At 67.0% G+C, this 21,002-nt stretch carries 22 protein-coding genes; 8 read left to right on the top strand and 14 right to left on the bottom strand.

The window, feature by feature from the left end; translation table 11 throughout:
* Positions 1-27 precede the first annotated feature (27 nt).
* Positions 28-1,539: an FAD-dependent oxidoreductase gene (locus tag NYP18_RS04250; RefSeq protein ID WP_259426937.1), complete on the top strand. Its 1,512-nt coding sequence runs from the start codon at positions 28-30 to the stop codon at positions 1,537-1,539.
* Between the two features lie 12 nt (positions 1,540-1,551).
* Here NYP18_RS04250 and NYP18_RS04245 read toward each other — a convergent pair whose 3' ends face one another.
* The 5 genes from NYP18_RS04245 to NYP18_RS04225 all read right to left on the bottom strand — a co-directional run bounded on the left by NYP18_RS04245 (position 1,552) and on the right by NYP18_RS04225 (position 5,204).
* Positions 1,552-2,031 carry a nucleoside/nucleotide kinase family protein gene (locus tag NYP18_RS04245; protein WP_259426936.1) on the bottom strand — a complete coding sequence of 160 codons (480 nt, stop codon included), beginning with the start codon at positions 2,029-2,031 and terminating at the stop codon, positions 1,552-1,554.
* Positions 2,028-2,792 carry an energy-coupling factor transporter transmembrane component T family protein gene (locus tag NYP18_RS04240; protein WP_259426935.1) on the bottom strand — a complete coding sequence of 255 codons (765 nt, stop codon included), beginning with the start codon at positions 2,790-2,792 and terminating at the stop codon, positions 2,028-2,030. The genes NYP18_RS04245 and NYP18_RS04240 overlap by 4 nt, the downstream gene beginning before the upstream one ends.
* Complete coding sequence (locus tag NYP18_RS04235; protein ID WP_259426934.1) at positions 2,789-4,105, bottom strand: ABC transporter ATP-binding protein; 1,317 nt, start codon at positions 4,103-4,105, stop codon at positions 2,789-2,791. The genes NYP18_RS04240 and NYP18_RS04235 overlap by 4 nt, the downstream gene beginning before the upstream one ends.
* A complete protein-coding gene (locus NYP18_RS04230) occupies positions 4,105-4,695 on the bottom strand; it encodes an ECF transporter S component (protein WP_259426933.1) in 591 nt (196 codons plus the stop codon). Before NYP18_RS04230 ends, NYP18_RS04235 begins: the two co-directional genes overlap by 1 nt.
* A gap of 125 nt (positions 4,696-4,820) precedes the next feature.
* Positions 4,821-5,204 carry a DUF2218 domain-containing protein gene (locus tag NYP18_RS04225; protein ID WP_259426932.1) on the bottom strand — a complete coding sequence of 128 codons (384 nt, stop codon included), beginning with the start codon at positions 5,202-5,204 and terminating at the stop codon, positions 4,821-4,823.
* A gap of 269 nt (positions 5,205-5,473) precedes the next feature.
* Between NYP18_RS04225 and NYP18_RS04220 the strand changes: the two genes are divergently transcribed.
* The 3 genes from NYP18_RS04220 to NYP18_RS04210 are packed head-to-tail and all read left to right on the top strand — an operon-like array spanning position 5,474 to position 8,055.
* The gene (locus NYP18_RS04220; RefSeq protein WP_259426931.1) at positions 5,474-6,268 is read left to right on the top strand and encodes a 3-ketoacyl-ACP reductase; all 795 of its coding nucleotides are present in this window, start codon (positions 5,474-5,476) and stop codon (positions 6,266-6,268) included.
* 26 nt (positions 6,269-6,294) lie between these two features.
* Entirely contained in the window at positions 6,295-7,056 is a 762-nt protein-coding gene (locus NYP18_RS04215; RefSeq protein WP_259426930.1) for an SDR family NAD(P)-dependent oxidoreductase, read from the top strand.
* Between the two features lie 36 nt (positions 7,057-7,092).
* A complete protein-coding gene (locus NYP18_RS04210; RefSeq protein WP_259426928.1) occupies positions 7,093-8,055 on the top strand; it encodes a cyclase family protein in 963 nt (320 codons plus the stop codon).
* 73 nt (positions 8,056-8,128) lie between these two features.
* Here the strand turns inward: NYP18_RS04210 and NYP18_RS04205 are convergent, their stop codons facing one another.
* The 5 genes from NYP18_RS04205 to NYP18_RS04185 form a co-directional block, all read right to left on the bottom strand.
* Positions 8,129-8,407 (bottom strand): hypothetical protein, encoded by a 279-nt coding sequence (locus NYP18_RS04205; RefSeq protein WP_259426927.1) that lies wholly within the window; start codon positions 8,405-8,407, stop codon positions 8,129-8,131.
* Between the two features lie 316 nt (positions 8,408-8,723).
* Positions 8,724-8,867 carry an alcohol dehydrogenase catalytic domain-containing protein gene (locus tag NYP18_RS15525; RefSeq protein WP_259426926.1) on the bottom strand — a complete coding sequence of 48 codons (144 nt, stop codon included), beginning with the start codon at positions 8,865-8,867 and terminating at the stop codon, positions 8,724-8,726.
* 96 nt (positions 8,868-8,963) lie between these two features.
* A complete protein-coding gene (locus tag NYP18_RS04195) occupies positions 8,964-10,466 on the bottom strand; it encodes a flavin-containing monooxygenase (RefSeq protein ID WP_259426924.1) in 1,503 nt (500 codons plus the stop codon).
* A 44-nt stretch (positions 10,467-10,510) separates the two neighbouring features.
* A complete protein-coding gene (locus NYP18_RS04190; protein WP_259426923.1) occupies positions 10,511-11,350 on the bottom strand; it encodes an alpha/beta fold hydrolase in 840 nt (279 codons plus the stop codon).
* A gap of 68 nt (positions 11,351-11,418) precedes the next feature.
* Positions 11,419-12,756, bottom strand: coding sequence for an MFS transporter (locus NYP18_RS04185; protein ID WP_259426922.1), 1,338 nt, complete (start codon positions 12,754-12,756; stop codon positions 11,419-11,421).
* Between the two features lie 435 nt (positions 12,757-13,191).
* On the opposite strand from NYP18_RS04185, the gene NYP18_RS04180 reads away from it, so the two are divergent.
* The gene (locus NYP18_RS04180; protein WP_259426921.1) at positions 13,192-13,974 is read left to right on the top strand and encodes an IclR family transcriptional regulator; all 783 of its coding nucleotides are present in this window, start codon (positions 13,192-13,194) and stop codon (positions 13,972-13,974) included.
* Positions 13,975-13,984: 10 nt separating this feature from the next.
* On the opposite strand, the gene NYP18_RS04175 is transcribed toward NYP18_RS04180, so the two are convergent.
* Positions 13,985-14,881: a 2-dehydropantoate 2-reductase gene (locus NYP18_RS04175; RefSeq protein ID WP_259426920.1), complete on the bottom strand. Its 897-nt coding sequence runs from the start codon at positions 14,879-14,881 to the stop codon at positions 13,985-13,987.
* An 85-nt stretch (positions 14,882-14,966) separates the two neighbouring features.
* On the opposite strand from NYP18_RS04175, the gene NYP18_RS04170 reads away from it, so the two are divergent.
* Positions 14,967-15,905 carry a DUF808 domain-containing protein gene (locus tag NYP18_RS04170; RefSeq protein WP_259426919.1) on the top strand — a complete coding sequence of 313 codons (939 nt, stop codon included), beginning with the start codon at positions 14,967-14,969 and terminating at the stop codon, positions 15,903-15,905.
* A gap of 28 nt (positions 15,906-15,933) precedes the next feature.
* Positions 15,934-17,121: a chloride channel protein gene (locus NYP18_RS04165; RefSeq protein WP_259426918.1), complete on the top strand. Its 1,188-nt coding sequence runs from the start codon at positions 15,934-15,936 to the stop codon at positions 17,119-17,121.
* Here NYP18_RS04165 and zupT read toward each other — a convergent pair.
* The 3 genes from zupT to NYP18_RS04150 form a co-directional block, all read right to left on the bottom strand.
* Entirely contained in the window at positions 17,111-17,917 is an 807-nt protein-coding gene (zupT, locus tag NYP18_RS04160) for a zinc transporter ZupT (RefSeq protein WP_259426917.1), read from the bottom strand. The genes NYP18_RS04165 and zupT overlap by 11 nt on opposite strands.
* 11 nt (positions 17,918-17,928) lie before the next feature.
* Positions 17,929-19,302: a hemolysin family protein gene (locus NYP18_RS04155; RefSeq protein ID WP_259426916.1), complete on the bottom strand. Its 1,374-nt coding sequence runs from the start codon at positions 19,300-19,302 to the stop codon at positions 17,929-17,931.
* Between the two features lie 200 nt (positions 19,303-19,502).
* Entirely contained in the window at positions 19,503-19,844 is a 342-nt protein-coding gene (locus NYP18_RS04150; protein ID WP_259426915.1) for an SdpI family protein, read from the bottom strand.
* Between the two features lie 99 nt (positions 19,845-19,943).
* On the opposite strand from NYP18_RS04150, the gene lplB reads away from it, so the two are divergent.
* Positions 19,944-21,002, top strand: coding sequence for a lipoate-protein ligase small subunit (gene lplB, locus NYP18_RS04145; protein WP_259426914.1), 1,059 nt, complete (start codon positions 19,944-19,946; stop codon positions 21,000-21,002).

Genomic DNA, 21,002 nt, shown 5'->3' with positions numbered 1-21,002 from the left:
GCCGGAGACAACGGAAGGACACCGACCATGAACAGGCAGAACACCCACCCCATATGGCATGAGGACGCCCCCGACTACCCCACCTCTCCCCTTCCCGCCGGGCAGGTGGACGTCGCGGTGGTCGGGGCCGGACTCACCGGGCTGGTCACCGCCCTGCTGGCCGCCCGGGAGGGTCTCAGCGTCGCCGTCCTCGAAGCCCGCGAGGTCGGCGCGGGCGCCAGCGGGGCCACCACCGCCAAGGCCACGCTGCTGCAGGGCACCCGGTTGTCCTCCCTGACGCAGACCCACGACCGGGACCTCGCGGCGGACTATCTGGCGGCCAACCGGACCGGACTCGACTGGCTGCGGGAATTCTGCCGCGCCCACGGAGTGGACGCGCAGGAGGTCCCGGCCGTCACCTTCGCCGCCACGGAGGAGGGCATCACGCAGGTGGAGCAGGAGCACCAGGCAGCCCAGGACCTGGGGCTGCCCACCGTCCTGCACGACACCCTCCCGGTCCCCTTCCCTGCCCACGCCGCAGTGGAGCTGCCCGGCCAGCTCCAGCTCAACCCGGCCCACCTGCTGGCTGCCCTGGTCCGCGAGGTGGCGGCGGCGGGTGGCACCGTCACCGAACACGCGCGGGTCACGGAGGTCCAGACGGATGATGAGCAGGTGGAACTGACCACCACCGCTGGCACACTCACCGCGCGGCAGGTGGTGCTGGCCACGGCCACCCCGATCCTGGACAAGCGGGCCACGACGATGGAGCTGGTGCCCCAGCGCTCCTATCTCTGCGCCTTTGAACCCGCCCCCGACACGGAGATCCCGGCGGGCATGTTCATCTCCGCGGAATCCCCCACCTACTCCCTGCGGACCTATGAACACGACGGGGTGACCAGGCTGCTCGTGGGTGGACAGGGCCACCGCACCGGGGAAACCGGCTCCACCGCCGAACACGTCGCGGCGCTGACCCGGTGGGCGAGGGAACACTTCCCCGGGGTGACGCTCACCCACGCCTGGTCAGCGCAGGACTACCACCCCGTCGGCATGGTCCCGCACGTGGACGCCCTCAGCTGGGGCGGAGGCCGGGTCTTCTTCGCCGGCGGCTACAGCAAATGGGGACTCACCGCCACCCCCGCCGCGGCGATGCAGATGATCGACCTGCTGCTGGGCCGGGAACCGCGGCTCAGCTTCGGCCGCCCCTCGGTGCTGGGCACGGTGAAGACCACCGCGACCACCCAGGCCGCGGCGCCCGCCACCGAGATCGGCAACCTGGCCCGGGCCGTCACCGGGAGCGGCGACACGCGCGGCAACGCCCCCGACGGTTCCACCACTGAGGACCACGGTGCCGTGGTATTCCGGGAGGGCACCCACCTCGTCGGCGAATCCTTCATCGACGGCCGGTCCTGCCGGGTCTCCCTGGTCTGCCCGCACATGGGCGGCACCCTGGCCTGGAACGACGCGGAAACCTCCTGGGACTGCCCGCTGCACGGCTCCCGTTTCGCCGCCGACGGCACCCTCCTGGAGGGGCCGGCGGTCAGGGACCTGAAGCAGCTCTGACTCCCCGGAGCCTCACCACTGCAGGTCGAAGTCGACCGGGAGGTGGCCGTGCGCGCGGAAATGCACGGCCTCCTGCTGCGCCCACATCTCCCAGAAGGGCGCATAGCCGGTGTCGCGGTGCAGCGCACGGGTGCGGCGGACCTCCGTGGGGGCGTTGATGCGCACCGTCAACACCTCACCGAGACCCCGTGCCGCAGCCACCGAAGCCGCCGTCAGCGCTCCGACCCCCTCCACGATGAGCGACTCCGCCGGATCCAGTGCCACCCAGTCCGCCGGTGTGTCCGTCTCCCAGTTCCAGCGCCGGTAACCGGGTGCGGTCGGGTGGAGCACATCATCCACCACCATCCGGGAAGCGGCCGCCAGCCCTGACCAGCCCGGGTAGAAGTCGTCCAGGTGCACCACCCGCAGCCCGGTACGCCGGGAGACCGCCTCCGCGAAGGTCGTCTTCCCGGCACCGGAGGGGCCGTCGACAAGCACCGTCAACCGGCTCATGCCACCCCCAGGAAGCGGAAGGAACCGACCGCCACCGCAATGCCGATGGCCAGCGCCGAGACAAGCAGACACACCGCCATGACCACCCAGTCGCGCCGGGACAGCGTGGATTCGCGGGCCCAGGTCCGGCCGTGTTCGGACACGCGGTTGAAACCGCGGGCCTCCATCGCGGTGGCCAGTTTCGCGCCCCGCCGCAGCGAGAGCACCAGCAGGCCGAAGGCGAGGGTGAGGAAATAACGGATACGGCCCTGGTCGGCGATACCTCGCGCCCGGCGCGCCCGGCGCATCGAGTCGAGGTCGTCGCGGAACAGGGACACCAGCCGGGCGGCGGCCACCGCGCCGAGGACGAAGCGTTCGGGCAGTTTCAGCACCTGGGCCAGGCCGTCGCCGAGGTCGGTGGGGTCCACGTCGGCGGACAGGACGATCACGGGCAGACCGACGGCGAGCACGCGCACGAAGATGGCGGCCGCCAGCTGGAGGGAGTTGTCGGTGACGTGTATCAGGAGGAACTGGAGGTAGGTGTCACCCTCGGGGCGGCCGTAGAGTGCCATGGGCACCGCCGCCAGCGGGGCGGCCAGCAGAACCGGCCAACCGCGGCGGAGCAGGCGCCGCCAGCCGACGCCGCAGAAAGGTGCGGCGATGAGGGTGAAGACCAGCGCCACGCCCGCGGAGACGACGTCCACCGACAGCAGCAGCGGGGTGGTCAGCAGGATGAGCCCGATGATGCGGGTGACGGGGTTGATGCCGTTGAGGAGGTTCACCGCACCTCCACCGTGTGATCGCCGAGCGCGTGGATGTAGAGCTCGTCGTGGGTGATGGAGGCGACGGTGACGCCCTCGTCGGTGAGTTCGCGGACCAGTCCGATGAGCTCGGCAAAGGTGGTGGGGTCCTGGCCGAAGGTCGGTTCGTCGAGAAGCAGGAAGGCCGGGGTGTTGACCAGGGCGGTGGCCACGGACAGCCGCCGTTTCTCCCCGCCGGAGAGGGTGAAGGGGTTGGCGTCTGTGAGGTGGGTCAGCCGCAGTCGGGTCAGCAGGTCGTTGATGCGCTCCCTGCTTCCGCCGGAAACGGCCATCTCCGCGGCGACGGTGCGGGCGACGAACTGGTGCTCGGGGTCCTGGAAGACGTAGCCGATGCGCCGGGCCAGCTGCTGCGAGGTCCAGGTGTGCGGGGCCTTCCGCAGCCCCTGCCGCAGGATCTCCGAGTAGTCGAGCCGGCCACCGAGCGGTTCCAGCAGGCCCGCCAGGGTAAGCGCGAGGGTGGATTTGCCGGAGCCGTTGGGGCCGGTGATCACCGTCGACGCCCCCTCCGGCAGGTCGAGGGTGCGGGGCGGGCCCCAGATGGTCCGCAGTTCCCGGGCGCTGACCATGGCCTGGGCCCCCGGCGCGACGCCGCGGGCGGTGGGCAGCACCGGTGGGGCGGGGAGCTGCGCGGCGGTGATCTCCTGCAGGCCGCCCGCACCCAGGTGGAGGAAACGGTCCATCATCGGCGCCCACAGGCGGGGGCGGTGTTCCACCACCACGAGGGTGGCGTCGGTCTCCGCGACGACCGTGGCCACCGCCTCAACAACTTCATTGCGTCCTTCCGGATCCAGGTTGGCCGTCGGCTCATCCAGCAGGATCAGCTCCGCACCCATGGCGATGACCCCGGCGAGCGCGAGACGCTGCTTCTGGCCGCCGGACAGGTGCCGGGTGGGATGGTCCAGCGGGAGGTCCAGACCGACGAGGTCCAGGGCGCGGCGCACCCGGGGCCAGATCTCCTCCCGCGGCACCCGCAGGTTCTCGCAGCCGAAGGCGACGTCGTCGCCGACGCGGGAGGCGATGACCTGGGAATCGGGATCCTGCAGGACCATGCCCACGGTGCCGTTGACCTCGAGGGTGCCGGCCTGCTCGCCGTCCTCCTCATCGCTGAGCAGACCCGCCAGGGCAGCCAGCAGGGTGGACTTCCCGGCCCCGGAATCGCCGGTGAGCAGCACCTTCTCGCCGCGTTCCAGGCGCAGGGAGACGTTCTCGATCGCAGGGCTGATACGGGAGGCGTGCCGCCAGCCGAGGTTGTGAGCCTCGACGAGAACCGTCATCAGACCGGCTTCCGGCCGGCCGCGAACCGGTCCAGCGCCCCGGTTCCCGCCAGCGCCCGGACCAGCCAGTGGCCGAGTACTCCGGCCAACACCGCACCTGAGATGAGCAGGCAGGTCAGGTAGATCGAGTTGAAGGCCAGGGACTTGGCCAGGTTGGCACTGGTGAACAGCTCAAGGACGAAGGCGCCGACCGCGGCACCCGCGCCGGCCAGCATGGCCACGGGCAGGGTGAAACGTCGATAGGCGAAGGCCGCGAAGACCAGCTCCGCGCCCAGACCCTGGGCGATGCCGGCGTAGAGGGTTTCGATACCCCACTGGTTGCCCAGCAGCGCGGAGACGACAGCCGCGAGCAGCTCCACGAACAGGGCGGCGCCCGGCTTACGGATCACCAGCCCACCGATGACGCCGCCCATCAGCCAGACGCCGACGGCCAGCCCACCGAAACCCGGGGTCAGGGCGTCCATGGCGGTGAACCAGGCGTAGCCGATGGAGTTCCACGCCCAGAACAGGAGGCCGCAGGCCACGCCCAGGACGGAGGCGATGATGATGTCGATGACGCGCCACGAGGAGCGCGCACGCGGAGTGTTCATGAATCTCCCTAGCGCCGGTACTAACCGGATCAGGTTCAGCGGTTCGCCGGCACCGGAACAGCCGGTGCCTTGTGCGTCTCAGCCCGGACTTCCACCGGGTACCCGCGATTGGTCTTCTGGTGCGCTCAGTCTACCGCGCCCGAAGACGCCTCCTTCTCCCCGCTGTCCGCAGCCCCGGCTTCAGCAGCCCAGCGTGTCCCCTCCTGCCCACCAGCGCGCTTCCACACGACCTCCAGGCCGGTGCCCCGCGCGATGTCCACGAGGCTGCCGCCGATCATGGCCTCGAACTGCTCGATCTCCTCGACCGGGCCCACCAGGTGCAGCAGCAGGACACCGTCACCCGCGATCATGTCCACCTCGCCCTCGAGTCCCCAGGTGAACAGCATGTGTCCGGTCTCCTGCTCACTGTCCCACTCCGTGTGCGCGGTCTGCGCGAAACGATTGGCCAGCGAGCGTGCGTACCGGCCCGGGCGGTCGCACCTGACCCGGGCTGTGGATGAAGCTGTCATGCCCACACCCTAACCCAGACCCCCAAATCACAGGTCATACCAGCGGAGATCCCCGATCCGACCGAGATCCGGGGGTGACAGGCCTTCCCACAACAGCACACCAATTAAGTCCACTAAACGAACTTTCATTGACGCACCCTCCGGATAAAGTCTAGTGTTTCAACTCACACACAAAAGTAGACGGCCGAATTTACGGCATAAACAGCGCCACATCCCTTTATGCCGCGTTAGGCATGAAATTTCGTTCAGCGGACTTAGAGGAGCAGTTCATGACAGCACAAAAACAGCCGGTCGCCGTGGTGACCGGCGGCCTGCGGGGTCTCGGCCTGGCGGCGGTCAGAGGACTGGCTGCCCGTGGTTTCCGTGTGGCGGTGGTGGACCTGCCCCCGGCTGACGGTGCGAGCGACCGTCTCCTGGCGGAACTGGATTCCGCCGACACTCTCGGCCGGTACTACCAGCTGGACATCTCCGACACCGACCGTCATGCAGAAGTGGTCGACCAGATCCTGTCGGACTTCGGCCGGCTGGACTGCCTGCACAACAACGCCGGCATCGCGGCACGCCCGCTGACCGACATTCTCGACCTGACTCCGGAGGCCTTCGACAGGTCGGTGGCGGTCAACCTGCGTGGGACATTCTTCCTCACGCAGGAAGTCGCCCGCCGGATGGTCGCCGACGAAGACCGTCACCACGACGGAATCTACCGGTGCATCATCAACGTCTCGTCCATCGCCGCTGAGTTGGTCTCCCCCGACCGCTCCCAGTACAACATCACCAAGGCAGGGCTGTCGATGCTGACGAAGGTGCTCGCCTACCGGCTGGGGCCGGAGAACATCGCGGTGCATGAGATCCGCCCCGGATTCATGCGCACCGCCATGACCGCCTCCGCCGGCTCCCCGGAGATCGACACAGCCATCGCCGAGGGACGTGTCCCCCTGTCCCGGTGGGGCACCCCCGAGGACATCGGCACCGCTGTCGGAACGCTGGCCTCCGGGGACCTGCCCTACATGACCGGACAGCCACTCTGGATCGCCGGCGGGCTGAACGTGACCAAGGCAACCTAAGCACCCAGACCGAAGGAACCTCCCACATGAACACTTCCCAGATGAACGGCCATGTCGCCATCGTCACCGGCGCGGCGGGCGGCATCGGCCGAGCCACAGTAGCCAAGCTCTCCTCCCTCGGCGTGAGGATCGTGTGCGTCGACCTCAACGCGGATGCATTGGCCGGACTGGTCGCCGATGTCGTCGCCGCCGGCGGGGAGGCCGTCACCGTGGCCGGGGATGTCACCGACCCCGGTCTGTCGGAACGGGCCGTCTCAACCGCCCTGGAAAACTTCGGCGGTCTGCACATTCTGGTGAACAACGCGGGCATGGGTTCTGACATGGTCCGTCTCTGGGAGATCGACCTTGAGACCTGGCGCCGCGACATCGACGTCAACCTGACCAGCCAGTTCCTGATGATCAAGGCGGCGGTCCCCACGATGATCAGACAGAGTTACGGTCGTATCGTCAACACCGCCTCAGCGGCGGGAATGGAGGGCCACGCGCTCTCCGGACCCTACGCCGCAGCAAAGGCCGGGGTCATCGCCATGACCAAGACCCTCGGCAAGGAGCTGGCCACCGAGGGGGTCATCGCCAATGCGATTGCCCCGGCCCTCATCGGATCGGGGATGCTCGACCAGCCCTGGTTCAGCGAGGAAATGAAGCGGAAACTGTTGGGCCGCATCCCCATGGGCCGGGTCGGGGAGCCGGATGAGGTGGCAGAGATGATCGCTTTCCTCGCCTCCCCCGCCTTATCCTTCTCCACCGGAGCGGTGTTCGATCTCTCCGGTGGTCGGGCCACCTACTGATCCCTCTTCCTGCATGACCATCAAGGAGACCACCTCATGACAGACAACATCCCCCCTTTCACGGAGCTCCTGGCGGATTCGCCGAAGAACTGGGGAAGGTGGGGTACAGACGATGAGATTGGGGCCCTGAACTTCCTGGGCCCCGCGGAAGCGCTCACGGGGGCAGCGAGCATCCGTTCCGGGCGCAGCTTCACCCTCGGCATCCCCATCGCCGATCCAGTCGGTGATCCCGTGTGGCCGGGACGTCGGCCGACACAACGTTTCAACGTCCTCGACCATTCGCACTTCGCCGCCGGCAAGGGACCAGACATCCCGGGTGGTGCGGAATACTCCGATGACGTCGTCGTCATGTATCTGCAGGGCACCACGCAGTTCGATGCCCTCGGCCATGCCTGGTATGACGGACAGATCTACAACGGTTACCCGGCATCATCCACTATCGGTGCCATGGAGAAGGCCTCGATCCTGCCGATCGCCGAGCACGGTGTCGTCGGACGGGGGGTGCTCATCGACATGGCCACCCACCGGGGGAAGGCTGTCCTGGACGCCGGTGAGACCTTCACCCATGAGGATCTGCTCGCGGCTGCTGCCGCGCAGGGCGTCGAGATCCGCAAACGGGACATTCTGTTGATCCGTACCGGCTGGATCGGCTCCTACCTCGGCGGAGATGTCGAGAAGTTCCACGCCCGCCCCTTCCTCGAACCGGGTCTGACCTACTCCCCGGAACTCGTCGACTGGTTCGTTGAACGGGAGATCCCGGTCCTGGGCACTGACACCATCACCAACGAGGTGACGGTCGACCCGGTCAGCCACACCAGCCTGCCGCTGCACCAGGCCCTCATGCGCAACCTCGGTGTGTTGTTCTCCGAGATCCTCAACCTCGATGCCCTAGCGGAGGACTGTCGCGCGGACGGCCAGTGGTCCTTCCTGTACACGGCGGCACCCCTGAAGATCCACGGCGGCACCGGTGCCCCGGTCAACCCCGTGGTGATCAAGTAGTCCCCCATCCGACACAGAGCCGGTGCCCGCGACCTTCACCGCGGGCACCGGCTCTGGTGTTCAGGCACCGGGGTCAGTCAGCGACCGAGGGGGACAAGCAGGGCCGCCTTGATGGGGTGATCAGACGGTCCAAGGGGATTCTGCCCTGCCTGGGCAGTTCCAGCAGACCTGGGCGAGGAAGCTGCTGGTCGATGACCCTCCCACCGTCCCCGTCACCGTCCGGCAGGAAAGCGTCCGCATGAGGCCGGGGGAGACCTCCGACCAGGATCCGGGTGACAGCCTCGACCGGGTCCTCTTCCCCGGAGTTGATCATGTGGATGGCGCCCAGCCCCACGGTCCCGAAGACCACCATTGACTCCCCCGGCTCCGGGCGGTCAATGGGGAAACCGCCCCCACACCAGTGGTGATGCTGCAGGCCAGCGGGTCCAGGAGATTCAGGTCCACCGTGCCGTCGACCCCCACCAGGGCATTCACCCGGGCCGGAGTGTGGGTGGCGAAGGATGACTGTCCGAAGAAGTGGCCGGAAAACTGGGAGCCGCCAGCGCAGGTGTATGCGGAGGTGCCTGCCGGCGAACCGTGCAGGCGCACACCGCGCACAGTCCTGCGCCCATATTTCCGCAGCAGCGGCGTTCACCGTGTATGCAGTTGCGGTACTGCCCACACCAGGGTCAGCCGAGGATTACCCGAGAACCGGCCCGCACGTCACCCGCCCCCTCCCCGGCCACCTTGACGATGCCGGATTCCTCGTGGCCGAGCACGCCCGGTAGGGCAGCGGCATGTCCCCCGACTGTGTGCTCAGGTCTGTGGGGCACACACCTGTGGCCACCACCCGGACCAGTATCTCGCCGTGGGAGGGCTGGTTGGCCCCCCTCCCGACACACACGTCATTCTTCATGTGCCCGCTTCCCTCAGACAGTGACGGGCTCGATCGCGGAGATGTCGCGGAGTTCATAACCCTCCGAGTGGAACGTCCCGTTGGCGTCCCGGAAAGCGTAGCCGAAGTCCGGCCAGATGAGCGTGAGACGACCCGAGCGCTGGTCCACGTACCAGGAGCTACAGCCGCCATCGAGCCACACGGTGCCCACGGCATTGTCCTGGATGCTGCGGACGTAGGCCTCCTCTGCCTCCGGGGTGGGCTCGATGATCTCCGCACCGGTGGCGGTCATGTAATCCATGGCCCCGAGGATGTAGTCGATCTGGGACTCGATGATGTAGACGATCGAATTATGTCCCAGAGAGGTGTTGGGTCCGTTGATGGAGAAGAGGTTCGGGAATCCCGCCACCGTGACGGAGTCATAGGCCTGCATGCCCTGTTCCCAGTGGGTGGAGAGGTTGAGTCCGCCGCGGCCGTGGACGAGCTTCGCATAGGGCGGCTCTGTGGCCTCGAAACCGGTGGCGAATACCAGTACATCCAGTTCATATTCCGCCCCTGAGGCGGCGGTCACGGTCGAACCGTCGACACTGGCCAACGCGGAACTCTCCAGGGTGGTCACCGGGGACTGGAGGGCCGGGTAGAAGGTGTTGGAGATCAGCACGCGCTTGCAGCCGGGCTCATAGTCCGGGGTCAGCTTCGCCCGCAGCTCCGGGTCAGGGACCTGGCTGGACAGGTGGTCGAGAGCGAGTTTCTTGCCGGCCTCCAGGAACTGCGGGATGGCCCGGCGCTGGGCGAAGGTGTTCTCCCCACCCCAGAACAGCTCAGAGCGCAAGGCAGTGATCGACTCCGGGTTCCGGCGGAACAGGCGGCGCTCACCCTCGGTGTAGGCGCGTTCCCCCCGGGGAATGATGTAACTCGGGGTGCGCTGGAATACCACCAGTTCGGAGGCGATCTCCGCCATCTCCGGGACGATCTGGATGGCAGAGGCTCCGGTGCCGATCACACCGATGCGCTTGCCTTCCATGGGCACCGAGTGATCCCAGCGGGCGGAGTGGAATTTCTCACCCGTGAAACTGTCCAGACCCGGGATATTGGGGTACGCCTCGTCCGCCAGATGCCCGGTGCCGGTGATGAGGAACTTCGCGATGTACTCGTGATCCGGGGTGAGCACATGCCAGCGCCCCTCAGTCTCGTCCCAGCGGGCATGCTCCATATTCTGGTTGAGGCGCAGATGTTCTCTCAGGCCCTCTTCGTGCGCAGTGTCCTGCAGATAAGACTGGATCTCGGGGCCCGGGGAGAATACCCGTGACCAGTCCGGATTCGGCCGGAAGGAGAAGGAGTAGAGGTGTGAGGGAACGTCACAGGCCGCGCCTGGATAAGTGTTGTCGCGCCAGGTGCCGCCGACGTCACCGGCGCGTTCGAGGATGAGGAAGTCATCGTCACCGCGACGTTTGAGCTGGACTCCCATGCCGAGCCCGGCGAAACCGCTGCCGATAATCAGGGTACGGGTCTCAATCTGGGTGAGAGGGGTGATCATGTCGTGCTCCGTTCAGGAAAACAGGGGTGGGAAGAGTGTCTGGATCAGGGTTCAGGGGTGGGGATGACCGTGCCAGCGTCGTAGCGCTCCGGCTGATCCATGAACTGCTGGATGTGGTGGCTGAGTTCGCTGGGTCGTTCAAAGACAACGGCATGGCCGGTGTGGATCTCCACGAACCGGGAGTCCTCGATCGCGCCGAACAGGGCGAGCTGGTGACGAGTGGGGACCATCTGGTCGTGGGTGCAGGAGACGATCAGGGTCGAGGCACTGATCTGCTCCACCTCTGCGGAGATGTCGATACGGCGGTTGAGGTCCATCTGCTGGTCGCCGAAGGTATCGAAGACCATTGCGTCCATCCCCGGACGCATATCCGTCAGGGTCCGCTGGCTGAGGAAAGGTCCGCCGAAGGCGCAGAAGGTGGAGTACCGGCGCAGGGCGTCCTCGTCGCCGGCAGCGCGTAAGGCGTGCCAGACGTCATTGCGTAGGAGCTGCTGCAGGTCGGTGGTGATCCAGCCGGCGACCAGGATGAGCCGGTCCACCAGATCAGGGCGCCGGGCTGCGAGGGCTGCGCTCACCACTGCCCCCAGGGAATAGCCGACCAGTACCACCCGGCGGCCCGGAATGAGTGCTTCCAGGGTCGTGCTGACCTGATTGACCAGGTCATCGAGTTCCAGGGGCTGGTCAGACTCCGGAACCGGGGCCCAGTCAATGGCGATGACGCGCTGACGGGCTGCGAGAACCGGGTACAGGAAACTGAAGTGGGAGGCGGTGGAGCCGGCGGTGCCGTGGACGAGCACCATCACGTCATCCGGGTGGTTCCGGGTGTCCATGGAGTCGTAGTAGGTGATCTCGGTGCCGTTGACGCCGATCGTGCGGGGGATCATTACATCCTGGGTGAGCATTATCTTCTTTCAGCTAGGTGTGTGTCGCGGATGGAGCGGAGGTTCAGGGATCAGCGGACGTCAGCGAGCTCGATGCCTCGGGTCTCCTTCCACCGGAATGCGGCCACGACTGCGGTACCCAGCGCCATGGCGATGATGTAGGCGTCGAAGAGCCAGAACATGTCGATGGAGGCCAGCCAGGTATTCAGGTAGGGGGCGGTTCCGCCGAACAGTGCGACGGCCAGCGGCATGGCGGTGCCCATGATCAGGGTGCGGTAGCGGGTGGGCACCTGCTCGGCGAGCATGGCGGGCTGGGTACCACCGATGGCGGCGCTGAGGCCCATCATCAGAGCCTGGGCGATGAACAGCGTCCAGGGGTTGTCGTCGATCATGGCGAAGACCGGGACGGTCAGTGCGGCGGTGGCGAGTGCGTACACAATCACCGGGATGCGTCGTCCGATTCTATCGGCCAGCAGCCCCATCACCGGGACGAGCGCCAGGTTTACTGCCATCGCCCCCAGTGAGGCGGTGAAGGCCCCGGCCGGGTCCATCCCCTTCTGGCTGATTGCGTACGTCGCTGCGAAAGATGACCAGATGTAGTAGGGCAGTGTGGTGCCTGCCATGTAGAAGAAGACCTCGACGGCCTTGGTGAAGATCCGACGCCGCTGCCATTCGACGACCTCGACCGGTGCCCCGGTTTCGGCGTTCTCCACTGCCTGAACATGGTCCTCATGGACGTCCGATTCCATCATGTTGCGGCGCAGCCAGAGCACCACCACCGCGAGCAGGGCTCCGAAGAGGAAGGGGATGCGCCAACCCCAGGTGCTCATGAACTCCGAGTCGAAGGCGTTGGCGAGGAGGGATCCAAAGAGGACTGCCAGCATGGTGCCCAGGCCCATGGAGAAACCGATGGTTGATCCGTAGAGGGCGCGCTGGTGCTTAGGGGCGATCTCGGGGAGATAGACGTTGGAGGCGGTGGACTCACCTCCGTGGGCGAAACCCTGGAGCAGGCGGGCTGCCAGCAGCAGGAAGGAGGCCGCGCCACCGATGGTCTCGTAGCTGGGGATGATCGCGATCAGCAGGGATCCTCCGGCCATCAGCAGCATGGTGACCAGTAGGACCCACTTGCGGCCGCGCTTGTCGGCGATACGTCCGAACACCAGCCCACCCAGGGGGCGCATGACGAAGCCAACGGCGAAGACCGCCAGGGTGCCGAGGAGTGCCGAGACAGGATTCTCCTGACTGAACAGTGCCTGGGCAATGTAGGTGGAGAAAACGCCGTAGACGGCCCAGTCAAACCATTCGAGGACGTTGCCAACGCCCGTGGCGATCATCGATTGACGACGACGTGCCTGATCCGGTTCCTGCTTCAGGACTGGAGGGGCCGTGGTGAGTGCTGTCGTGCTCAAAGGGAAACTCCTTTGTAGGGGAGGGACAGGATCCGGGGAGGCTGCACCCGGGGATGGGTTCTTCTTTTCTTCGACGTCAACGCGAGTTCGCTGAACGGACTTTTATTTCCTCCGAAGCAAGTGATCCAGACCACTTCTTCGTGATAGGTGACAATAAGTAACAGCCCAGCCCCACGCAAGATCAACACTCCCTCAGGGCGACAAAACGTCCTCTAAATCCATGAAATCGATCAATTTTTGTTGAGCTAGCTGCATTAACCGGCATAACCGGCCAAGCGGTCGGGGGTAGCCATCGGGGCTAGTGCAGAGTCCACTGGATGGACTCAGCCCTAGTTAACCTCACAAGTCCGCACAGCGGACCTTGTGCGGGTGATTGAATGGACACTGCCTCAGACACGACGAGCCCGGCGATCGCCGAGGAACAGGAGAACCAGAGTGGAACGGGACACCCAACAACCTCATGTACTCGCACGCGCCGCGATAATCCTCGAGGCCATCGCCTCTGCTGGTGCTGCCGGCGCCCGGCTCCTGGACCTGGCGGAATCAACCCAGCTCGCACGCCCCACCGTGCACCGCATCCTGGGCACGCTCAAGGAGATCGGTTATGTCCGCCAGCTGGAGAACCGCCGCTACCTCCTCGACCGCCGGCTCGGCGTGCTCGCCTTGGCGGCCCCCTCCCCCATCGACCACATCTCTGAGCTCCAGGAACTCGCCCAGGACCTGGCGGACCAGCTCGGCGACACGGTGTACATGGCCACGCGCTATTTCGACGGTGTCTACTATCTCGCCCGCGCTGTCGGCCGTTTCCCGATCCGGGCGGAAACCGTCTCGGTGGGTGACGTGCTGCCACTGACCATGACCTACAGCGGCATCGCTATTCTCTCTCAGCTCCCGGAGGACCAGCAGGAGGAGCTGCTGTCCCGTCTGCACCAGAACGAACACCACCAGTGGACGGAGATCGGCACCGAGGAGCACGAACAGGTGCTGCGGCGGGCGCTCACCCAGTTCCGTCGCGACGGTTACCTCTATGGCAGCGATTACGTCATTCCGGGTCTGTCCGGCGCAGCGATCCTGGTGCCCGGTGCGCCCGGTTCCCCGCTCGTCTCCCTCAGTGTCTCCGCCATCCATTCCCGGCTCCCGGAGTCCCGGGAGCGGGAGATTCTCGCAGCACTACGGTCGACCGCACGTCGGGTGTCCCGGGTCTTCGGCGGTCTCTGAAACGCATTAGCTAGAAACGCTGGTCCAGCACATTCAGCAGAAGGTCATGCAGCCGGACATCTACCCCGCGCCGGGCCGCGAGGCGACAGATGGCACCGACCTGGGCATCGAGTTCATGGCTGCTGCCCGGTAGGCCGGCTGCCAGGTCACGGTGCATGGAGCTGGTGGCGTCGGCGGGCATGCGGTCGGCGAAGGCGAGGGTGCGTTCCACAGCGTCGTCGCTCAGCGGCACCCCGTTCGCCAGGGCGGTGGCGTGGATCTCCGACATGAGCGCCGTCAGGCTGGGGCGCAGGCGGGTGCGTAGTTCGCCGAGTGGGCGGCCGGCCAGGGCGCCGAGGGCCCCGGTGCTGGTGACGTACATGGCCTTCTCCCAGACGTCGATGAAGATGTCCGGGTGCACGCGGGCGTCGACACCCGCCTCGCGCAGCGCCGCGGCGAACCCGTCGACGACCTCGCTGGTGTGCCCGTCCCAGGTGCCGAAATCGTATGAGATGGGCCCACCGTGGAACTCGATCCGGCCGGGGCCGGTGTGGTGGAAGTAACCGCGCACGACCCCGGGGAGGGTGCGTGCGGTGCCGGCAATCTCGGCGACGCGGGTGGGCACCTCGACGGAGTTCTGGGTGACGGCGACGAGGGATTGCGGCCCCAGGCCCTCAAGCAGTGCCGCGAAGTCCGTGGCGGTGGTCGCCTTCACCGCCAGGAGGACCACGTCGGGGGTGCCGGCCCCGGCAAGTTCCGGCACTGCGCGGACCGGGATCGGCGGGTCGTCATTGAGCCGCAGGCCCTCCTTCTGCAGGATCTCCAGGCTCCTGCCGCGGGTGATGAAGACCACATCGTGGCCTGCGCGTACCAGTTCTCCCCCGAACCAGCCGCCGACCGCCCCTGCTCCGATGACCGCAATTTTCATGCGCCCAAGTCTAGGCCCGGGCGCCTAGACTCGTTGGTCAGAACCGTACGTGTCCCGCACGCACCCCGAATGAAAGGTGGAGACCATGGCTGGTGGCCTGCTCGCCCTGCTTGACGACGTCGCCCTCATCGCCCGCGCAGCCGCCGCCAGCGTCGACGATGTCGCCGCCGCCGCAGGCAAGACCTCCATGAAGGCCGCCGGCGTCGTCGTCGATGACGCCGCGGTCACCCCGCGTTTCGTCGCGGGAGTCTCCCCCGCCCGGGAACTGCCGATGATCTGGCGGATCACCAAGGGCTCGCTGTTCAACAAGCTCGTCATCATCCTGCCGGTGGCCCTGCTCCTGTCGTGGATCGCCCCGTGGGCACTGACCCCGCTCCTCATGATCGGCGGCACCTACCTCTGTTATGAGGGGGCGGAGAAGGTCCTGGCGAAGGTGCTCGGCCACGGCGGCCACGACACCCCGGCGAAAGAGAAGTCCGCCGGGGCGGAGGACCAGCTGGTCAAGGGTGCGATCATGACCGACCTCATCCTGTCCGCGGAGATCATGGTCATCTCGCTCAACGAGGTGGCCGACCAGCCCATGGCCTTCCGTGCCGCGGTCCTGGTGGTGGTCGGTATCGGCATCACCGCGCTGGTCTATGGCGCGGTGGCCCTGCTGGTGAAGATGGACGACATCGGCCTGCACATGGTCTCCCGCGGCGGGGCCGGGGCCGGTTTCGGCCGGGGCCTGGTCGCGGCGATGCCGAAGGTGCTCACCACCATCGCGGTGGTCGGCACCTTCGCCATGCTCTGGGTGGGCGGGCACATCATCATCGTCGGGCTCGACGAGTTCGGTCTGACCTGGATCTACGACACCATCCACCACCTGGAGACCGCCGCCGGCGGCGGCTTTGTCGGCTGGCTGGTCAACACGTTCTTCTCGCTGGTCTTCGGACTGCTCTGGGGCGGGGTGGTCGCCTTCCTCGTGGAAGGTGTCGCCCGCCTGACCCGGCGCGGGGCGCACAAGCAGGTGGCGGCGCACTGAGCCCCGGCACGCGGGCTACGCTGAGTGCGTGTCCCGCAGCCTCTTCGTCCTCCTCACGGTGGTGTTCGCCGGTGGTGTCGCCGCAGGTCTGATCGGCGGGGCGATGGCATGGTTCATCCGGGGTATCCAGGTCCTGGCCGCTGGTGCGGGTGTGCTCCACCCGGTGCCGGCCGCAGGAATCGGGGGTGTGCTGGCAGGGCTGGGCTGGTGGTGGCTGCGGCGGGCAGGACCGGTACGCAGCATTGAGGAATCAGTCCGCAGCCGGGCCCCGCTGCCCCTGGGGCGCACCTTCGCCGATTCCCTGCTGCAGTTGCTGGCGGTGGGTTCGGGGATCTCGCTCGGCCGGGAGCAGGCCCCCAGGCAGGCTGCGGCGGCGGTGCTGGACCGGTTCAGCCGCGTTGGCCGACTCGGGGAGGAACAACGGCGGATCGTTGTGGCCGCGGCCGCCGGGGCGGGGCTGGCGGCGGTGTACAACGTGCCGGTGGCGGGTGTGCTGTTCACCCTCGAGGCCATGCCGGTGCGCCGCGACCGGCGGGCACTGCTCATCGCCACCGCCATGTCCGTGACTGCCACGGTGACGGCCTGGCCGATGGTCGGCAGGCGCCCGGTCTACGATTTCCCCGCCGTCGGTTTCCACGCCGCGATGCTGTACCTCTTCCCCCTGATCCTGCTGGTCGCGGTGGGCGTGGGCCGGCTCTTCCTGGCCCTGATGCGCTCGACCGCCCGGTGGCGGAGACCCGATCCCCGCTGGCTGCCGCTGAGCGTGGGGGCGGCCACCGCCGGGGTCGTCGCGGTCTCACAGCTGGTGCCGGGGGTTACGGGCAACGGTGAACAGATCCTCCACACCGTGCTCTCCCCTGCTTCCCCGCTGCTCCTGCTGATGGTGTTGGCGGTGGCCAAACCGGTGCTGACATCGGCGTCCCTGGCTTCCGGGGCGGTGGGAGGCACACTCACCCCGGCACTGGCGGTGGGGGCCGCCTCTGGTGCGGCCACCGCGCTGCTGGCCGGGTTGGGGCCGGACACGGTCGCCGTGGCCTCCCTGCTGGGGGCGGCGATGGTGCTGGCGGTGATGCAGCGGGCACCGCTGTTCGCCGCTGTCATCGCCTGGGAGCTGACGTGGGCACCGTGGTGGGTGCTGCCGCTGCTGCTGGCCGGCGCGGGGGCTGCGCACCTGCTGGGCCGGGGCGTCGAGAAGCGGCAGGCTCTCAGAGCATGAGCAGCAGCGAGGCCGCCATGATCGCCATGCCGAGGATGAGCCCGTAGATCGCGGTGTGGTGGCGGCCGGTGGACACCGCGGTGGGCAGGAGTTCATCGAGGCAGATGAAGACCATGATGCCCGCCACCACCGCGAAGGACAGGCCGAGGGTGACCGGCCCGAGGAAGGGCATGAGCAGCAGGAAGCCGATGAGGGCACCTGCCGGCTCGGCCAGCCCGGAGACGGTCGACCAGGCCAGGGCCCGACCCCGGGAACCGGTCGCCTGCCGGATGGGCACGGCGACGGCCACCCCCTCGGGGATGTTGTGGATGGCGATGGCCACCGCCACCGGGATCGCGACGGTCAGGTCCTCCAGCCCGGCGATGAAGGTGGCGAAACCCTCGGGGAAGTTGTGGATGGCGATGGCCCCGGCGGTGAACATACCCATCTTCATCATGCGGCGACGTTGGGCGGACTTCTTCGGGTCGTCACCGATGCCGCGTTCATGCGGGTTGATCGGCTCGGGCACCAGCCGGTCGATGACCGCGATGACCGCGATGCCGGCGAAGAAGGCCGCGACCGTCGCCCAACTTCCCCCCCGCTCACCCCACACACTGGTGAGCTCAGCGAAGGCCTTCGGGAGGATCTCCATGAAGGAGACGTAGAGCATGACGCCGGTGGACAACCCCAGTGCCCCGGCCATGAAACGCTGGCCGGGGTTGCTCTTGGCCACGGCGATGAGCCCGCCGATGCCCGTGGCCAGACCCGCGAACAGCGTCAGACCGAAGGCCGTGAGAATGGTGGGGAGATCGTACATGTCCGTTTACATTACGGGGCAGGATTCTCCCCGGTGTCCTCCGCGGGGTCCGCTGGGCCGGTGGGGCGGGATTTCCTCAGTTCGACGGTGACGATGCGGTTGCCCGAGACCGCGGCGACCTCCAGTTCGTAGCGGGCCTCGGCTTCCCCGTCCATCCCGTCGTCCGCGGGATCGGCGGTGAACTCCGGTGGGATGGCCACCACGTCCCCTTCCCGCCCCAGCCGGCCCAGACGGGTGAGCAGCCAGCCGGCGACAGTCTCGTAGGGTCCGTCGGGCAGGGTGATGCCGGTGGCCTCCGCGAAATCCTCGAGGTTCATCGTCCCGGCCAGGAAGCGGGACTCGTGCAGGCGCATGAAGGCCCGGCGCTGGTCGGTGTCGTACTCATCCCAGATCTCGCCGACGAGCTCCTCGAGCAGGTCCTCGAGGGTGACCATGCCGTCGGTGCCGCCGTATTCATCGACGACCATGGCGATGTGCTGGCCGGAGGACCGCATCTGGGACATCGCCTCCGGCAGGGAAATGGAACCGGGGAACTGCGCGATGGGCCGGATGATGTCCCGGACCTGCACTTCGACGTTGCCGGATGCGCCCTGTTCCAACAGGTCTCGCACGTGGACGAAGCCGATGATGTCGTCGATCGACTCCTCGTAGACCGGATAACGGGAATATGGTCGGTCCATGATGTCCCGGGAGGCCGCGGAAACGGTCAGGTCCGCCTGGTAGGCGACCGTGTCGGAGCGGTGACGCATGACCTCGCTGACGATGCGTTCGCCTGCTTCGAAGACGTCATCGAAGAGTTCCCGCTGGCGCGGGTCAATCTCGTGGTGGGAGCTGAGGATGTCGCGGACCTCCTCCATGGTCATCTGCGAGGTTCGTGCCGCCGGATCAAAGCCCATCAGGCGCAGCAGCAGCCCGGAAGAATTGTCCACGATCCAGATGACCGGGGTCATCAACCTGGCGAAGATCTTCAGCGGCGGCGCGGCGAGGAGGCTGACCCGCTTCGCCTTCTGCATGGCGATTCTTTTGGGCACCAGCTCGCCGAGCACGAGCGAGAGGTAGGAGATGAAGATCGTCATCAGCACCAGCGCGCTTATCGACACCGCCCTGTCGTTCATCCCCCAGTTCGCCAGGTACGGGGCGATCTGCGGGGCGATGGTGGAGGCACCGAAGGCGGAAGAGAAGAAACCGGCGAAGGTCACGCCGATCTGGACCGCCGAGAGGAAGAGCCCCGAGTTGCGGGCCAGCGCGGCCACGCTTCGGGCAGAGGCAGATCCCCGTTCCATCTGGCGGATCTGCGATTCCCGCAGGCTCACCAGCGCCATCTCGGTGGCGGCGAAGACGCCGCCGATGAGGATGAAGAGGAGGACCAGAAGGATGTTAAGCATGGTCCCCAGGTTCAGGTTCCGGCTCCGACGCGGGAGCCTGGGCCGGGGCGCAGCCGTCTGGGCCGCAGACCAGGGTCTGATCTGCGCCTTCCTGCGGCGTCAGGGTGACCAGTTTGTCGAAGCTGAAGTCCATATCCTCAGTCCTACCATCACTTTCTCCTTCACATACCCTGAATCGGAATGCAGCAGCCCGGCAGCCCTCAGGCAACCTCTTTCGCTGCGCGGTTGGCTGCCCTGGTGGCCAGCACCAGCACGCCGACCTCGGCAGTCATGCCGCCCAGCCCCACGAGAATCCCCCACTGTCCACCCCACGCAGCCTGGATCACGACGGCGAGCACGACGGTAGCGACGGCGATCCAGATAGTTCTGTTCAACAGGGGCAGCGCGGCGGCGTGGCCGGCCTGCCAGGCTGTATCGGAGGCCCGGGTGTCTCGGGTGCGGAGTCCGACAGCATCATTACGCCCCAGGTCTCCCCTGGCTCCGGCACGGGCCACCCAGGTGCACACCACAGAGACGAGCACCACCCCGAACAGGAGGGACACCAGTCCTGCTGTCTCGTCTCCCAACAGCGTCCCCTTCTCTCGGCGGCAACACGATCTCCTCCATGAGATCACAGACCGCCCCACGTACGCTGGGCGGGTATGCAGCAGCACTTTGAGATCAAGGTCCCCCACGGCAAGCTCGTCGTCGCGGATGTCACCGTCGAGGACGGCCACATCACCGCAGCGCAGATCTCCGGCGACTTCTTCCTCGAACCCGAGGAAGCGTTTGAGGCATTGGGGCCGGCGCTGACGGGGGCGTCGATAAGCGAGGGCGCGGGGCAGCTGCAGGAGCGTATCGACACCGCACTCGCCCGCATCGAAGGGGTCGCCCTGCACGGCTTCAGCACCGCGGATGTGGCGCTGGCCGTGCGCCGCGCGGTGGCCGGCGGCACCGACTTCACAGACCATACCTGGGAGATTCTCCACCCCGGCCCTCTGCCCACCAGGGTGAACGTGGCGCTGGACGAGGTCCTGCTCGACCAGGTCGCGGACGGCACGCGCGGCCCGACGCTGCGCTTCTGGGAGTGGGAGGACCGCGCCGCCGTCATCGGCTCCTACCAGTCCTACGTCAATGAGATCGAACCTGATGGCGTGGAGAGGCACGGCATCCAGGTGGTGCGGCGCATCTCCGGCGGTGGGGCGATGTTCATGGAGGGTGGCAACTGCATCACCTACTCCCTCTATGTCCCCGGTTCCATGGTCGCCGGCCTGAGCTACGAGGCCTCCTACGAGTACCTCGACCAGTGGGTGCTCGCCGCCCTGGGCCGCCACGGTGTGAACGCCTGGTACGAGCCGATCAACGACATCACCTCCGACGGCGGCAAGATCGGCGGAGCCGCGCAGAAACGCCGCAAGGGTGTGGTGCTGCACCATGCGACGATGAGTTACGACATCGACGCCGACAAGATGACCGACGTGCTGCGGGTGGGCAAGGTGAAACTCGCCAGCAAGGGACTGCGCTCGGCGAAGAAACGCGTCGATCCGCTGCGCCGGCAGACCGGTGCCCCGCGCGAGGAGATCATCGACACGATGATCACGGAGTTCAGCAACCGCTACGGCGCACAGCTGGCCGAGCTGCAGCCCGAGGATCTGAGCGCCGCGGAGAAGCTGGTTGAGGAGAAATTCGACACCGCGGAATGGACCCACCACGTGCCGTAG

Source organism: Corynebacterium lemuris, from assembly GCF_024919295.1.
Lineage (GTDB): Bacteria > Actinomycetota > Actinomycetes > Mycobacteriales > Mycobacteriaceae > Corynebacterium > Corynebacterium lemuris.
Note: the sequence above shows the minus strand (reverse complement) of the source record. Positions and strands in the feature narration are given on the sequence as shown.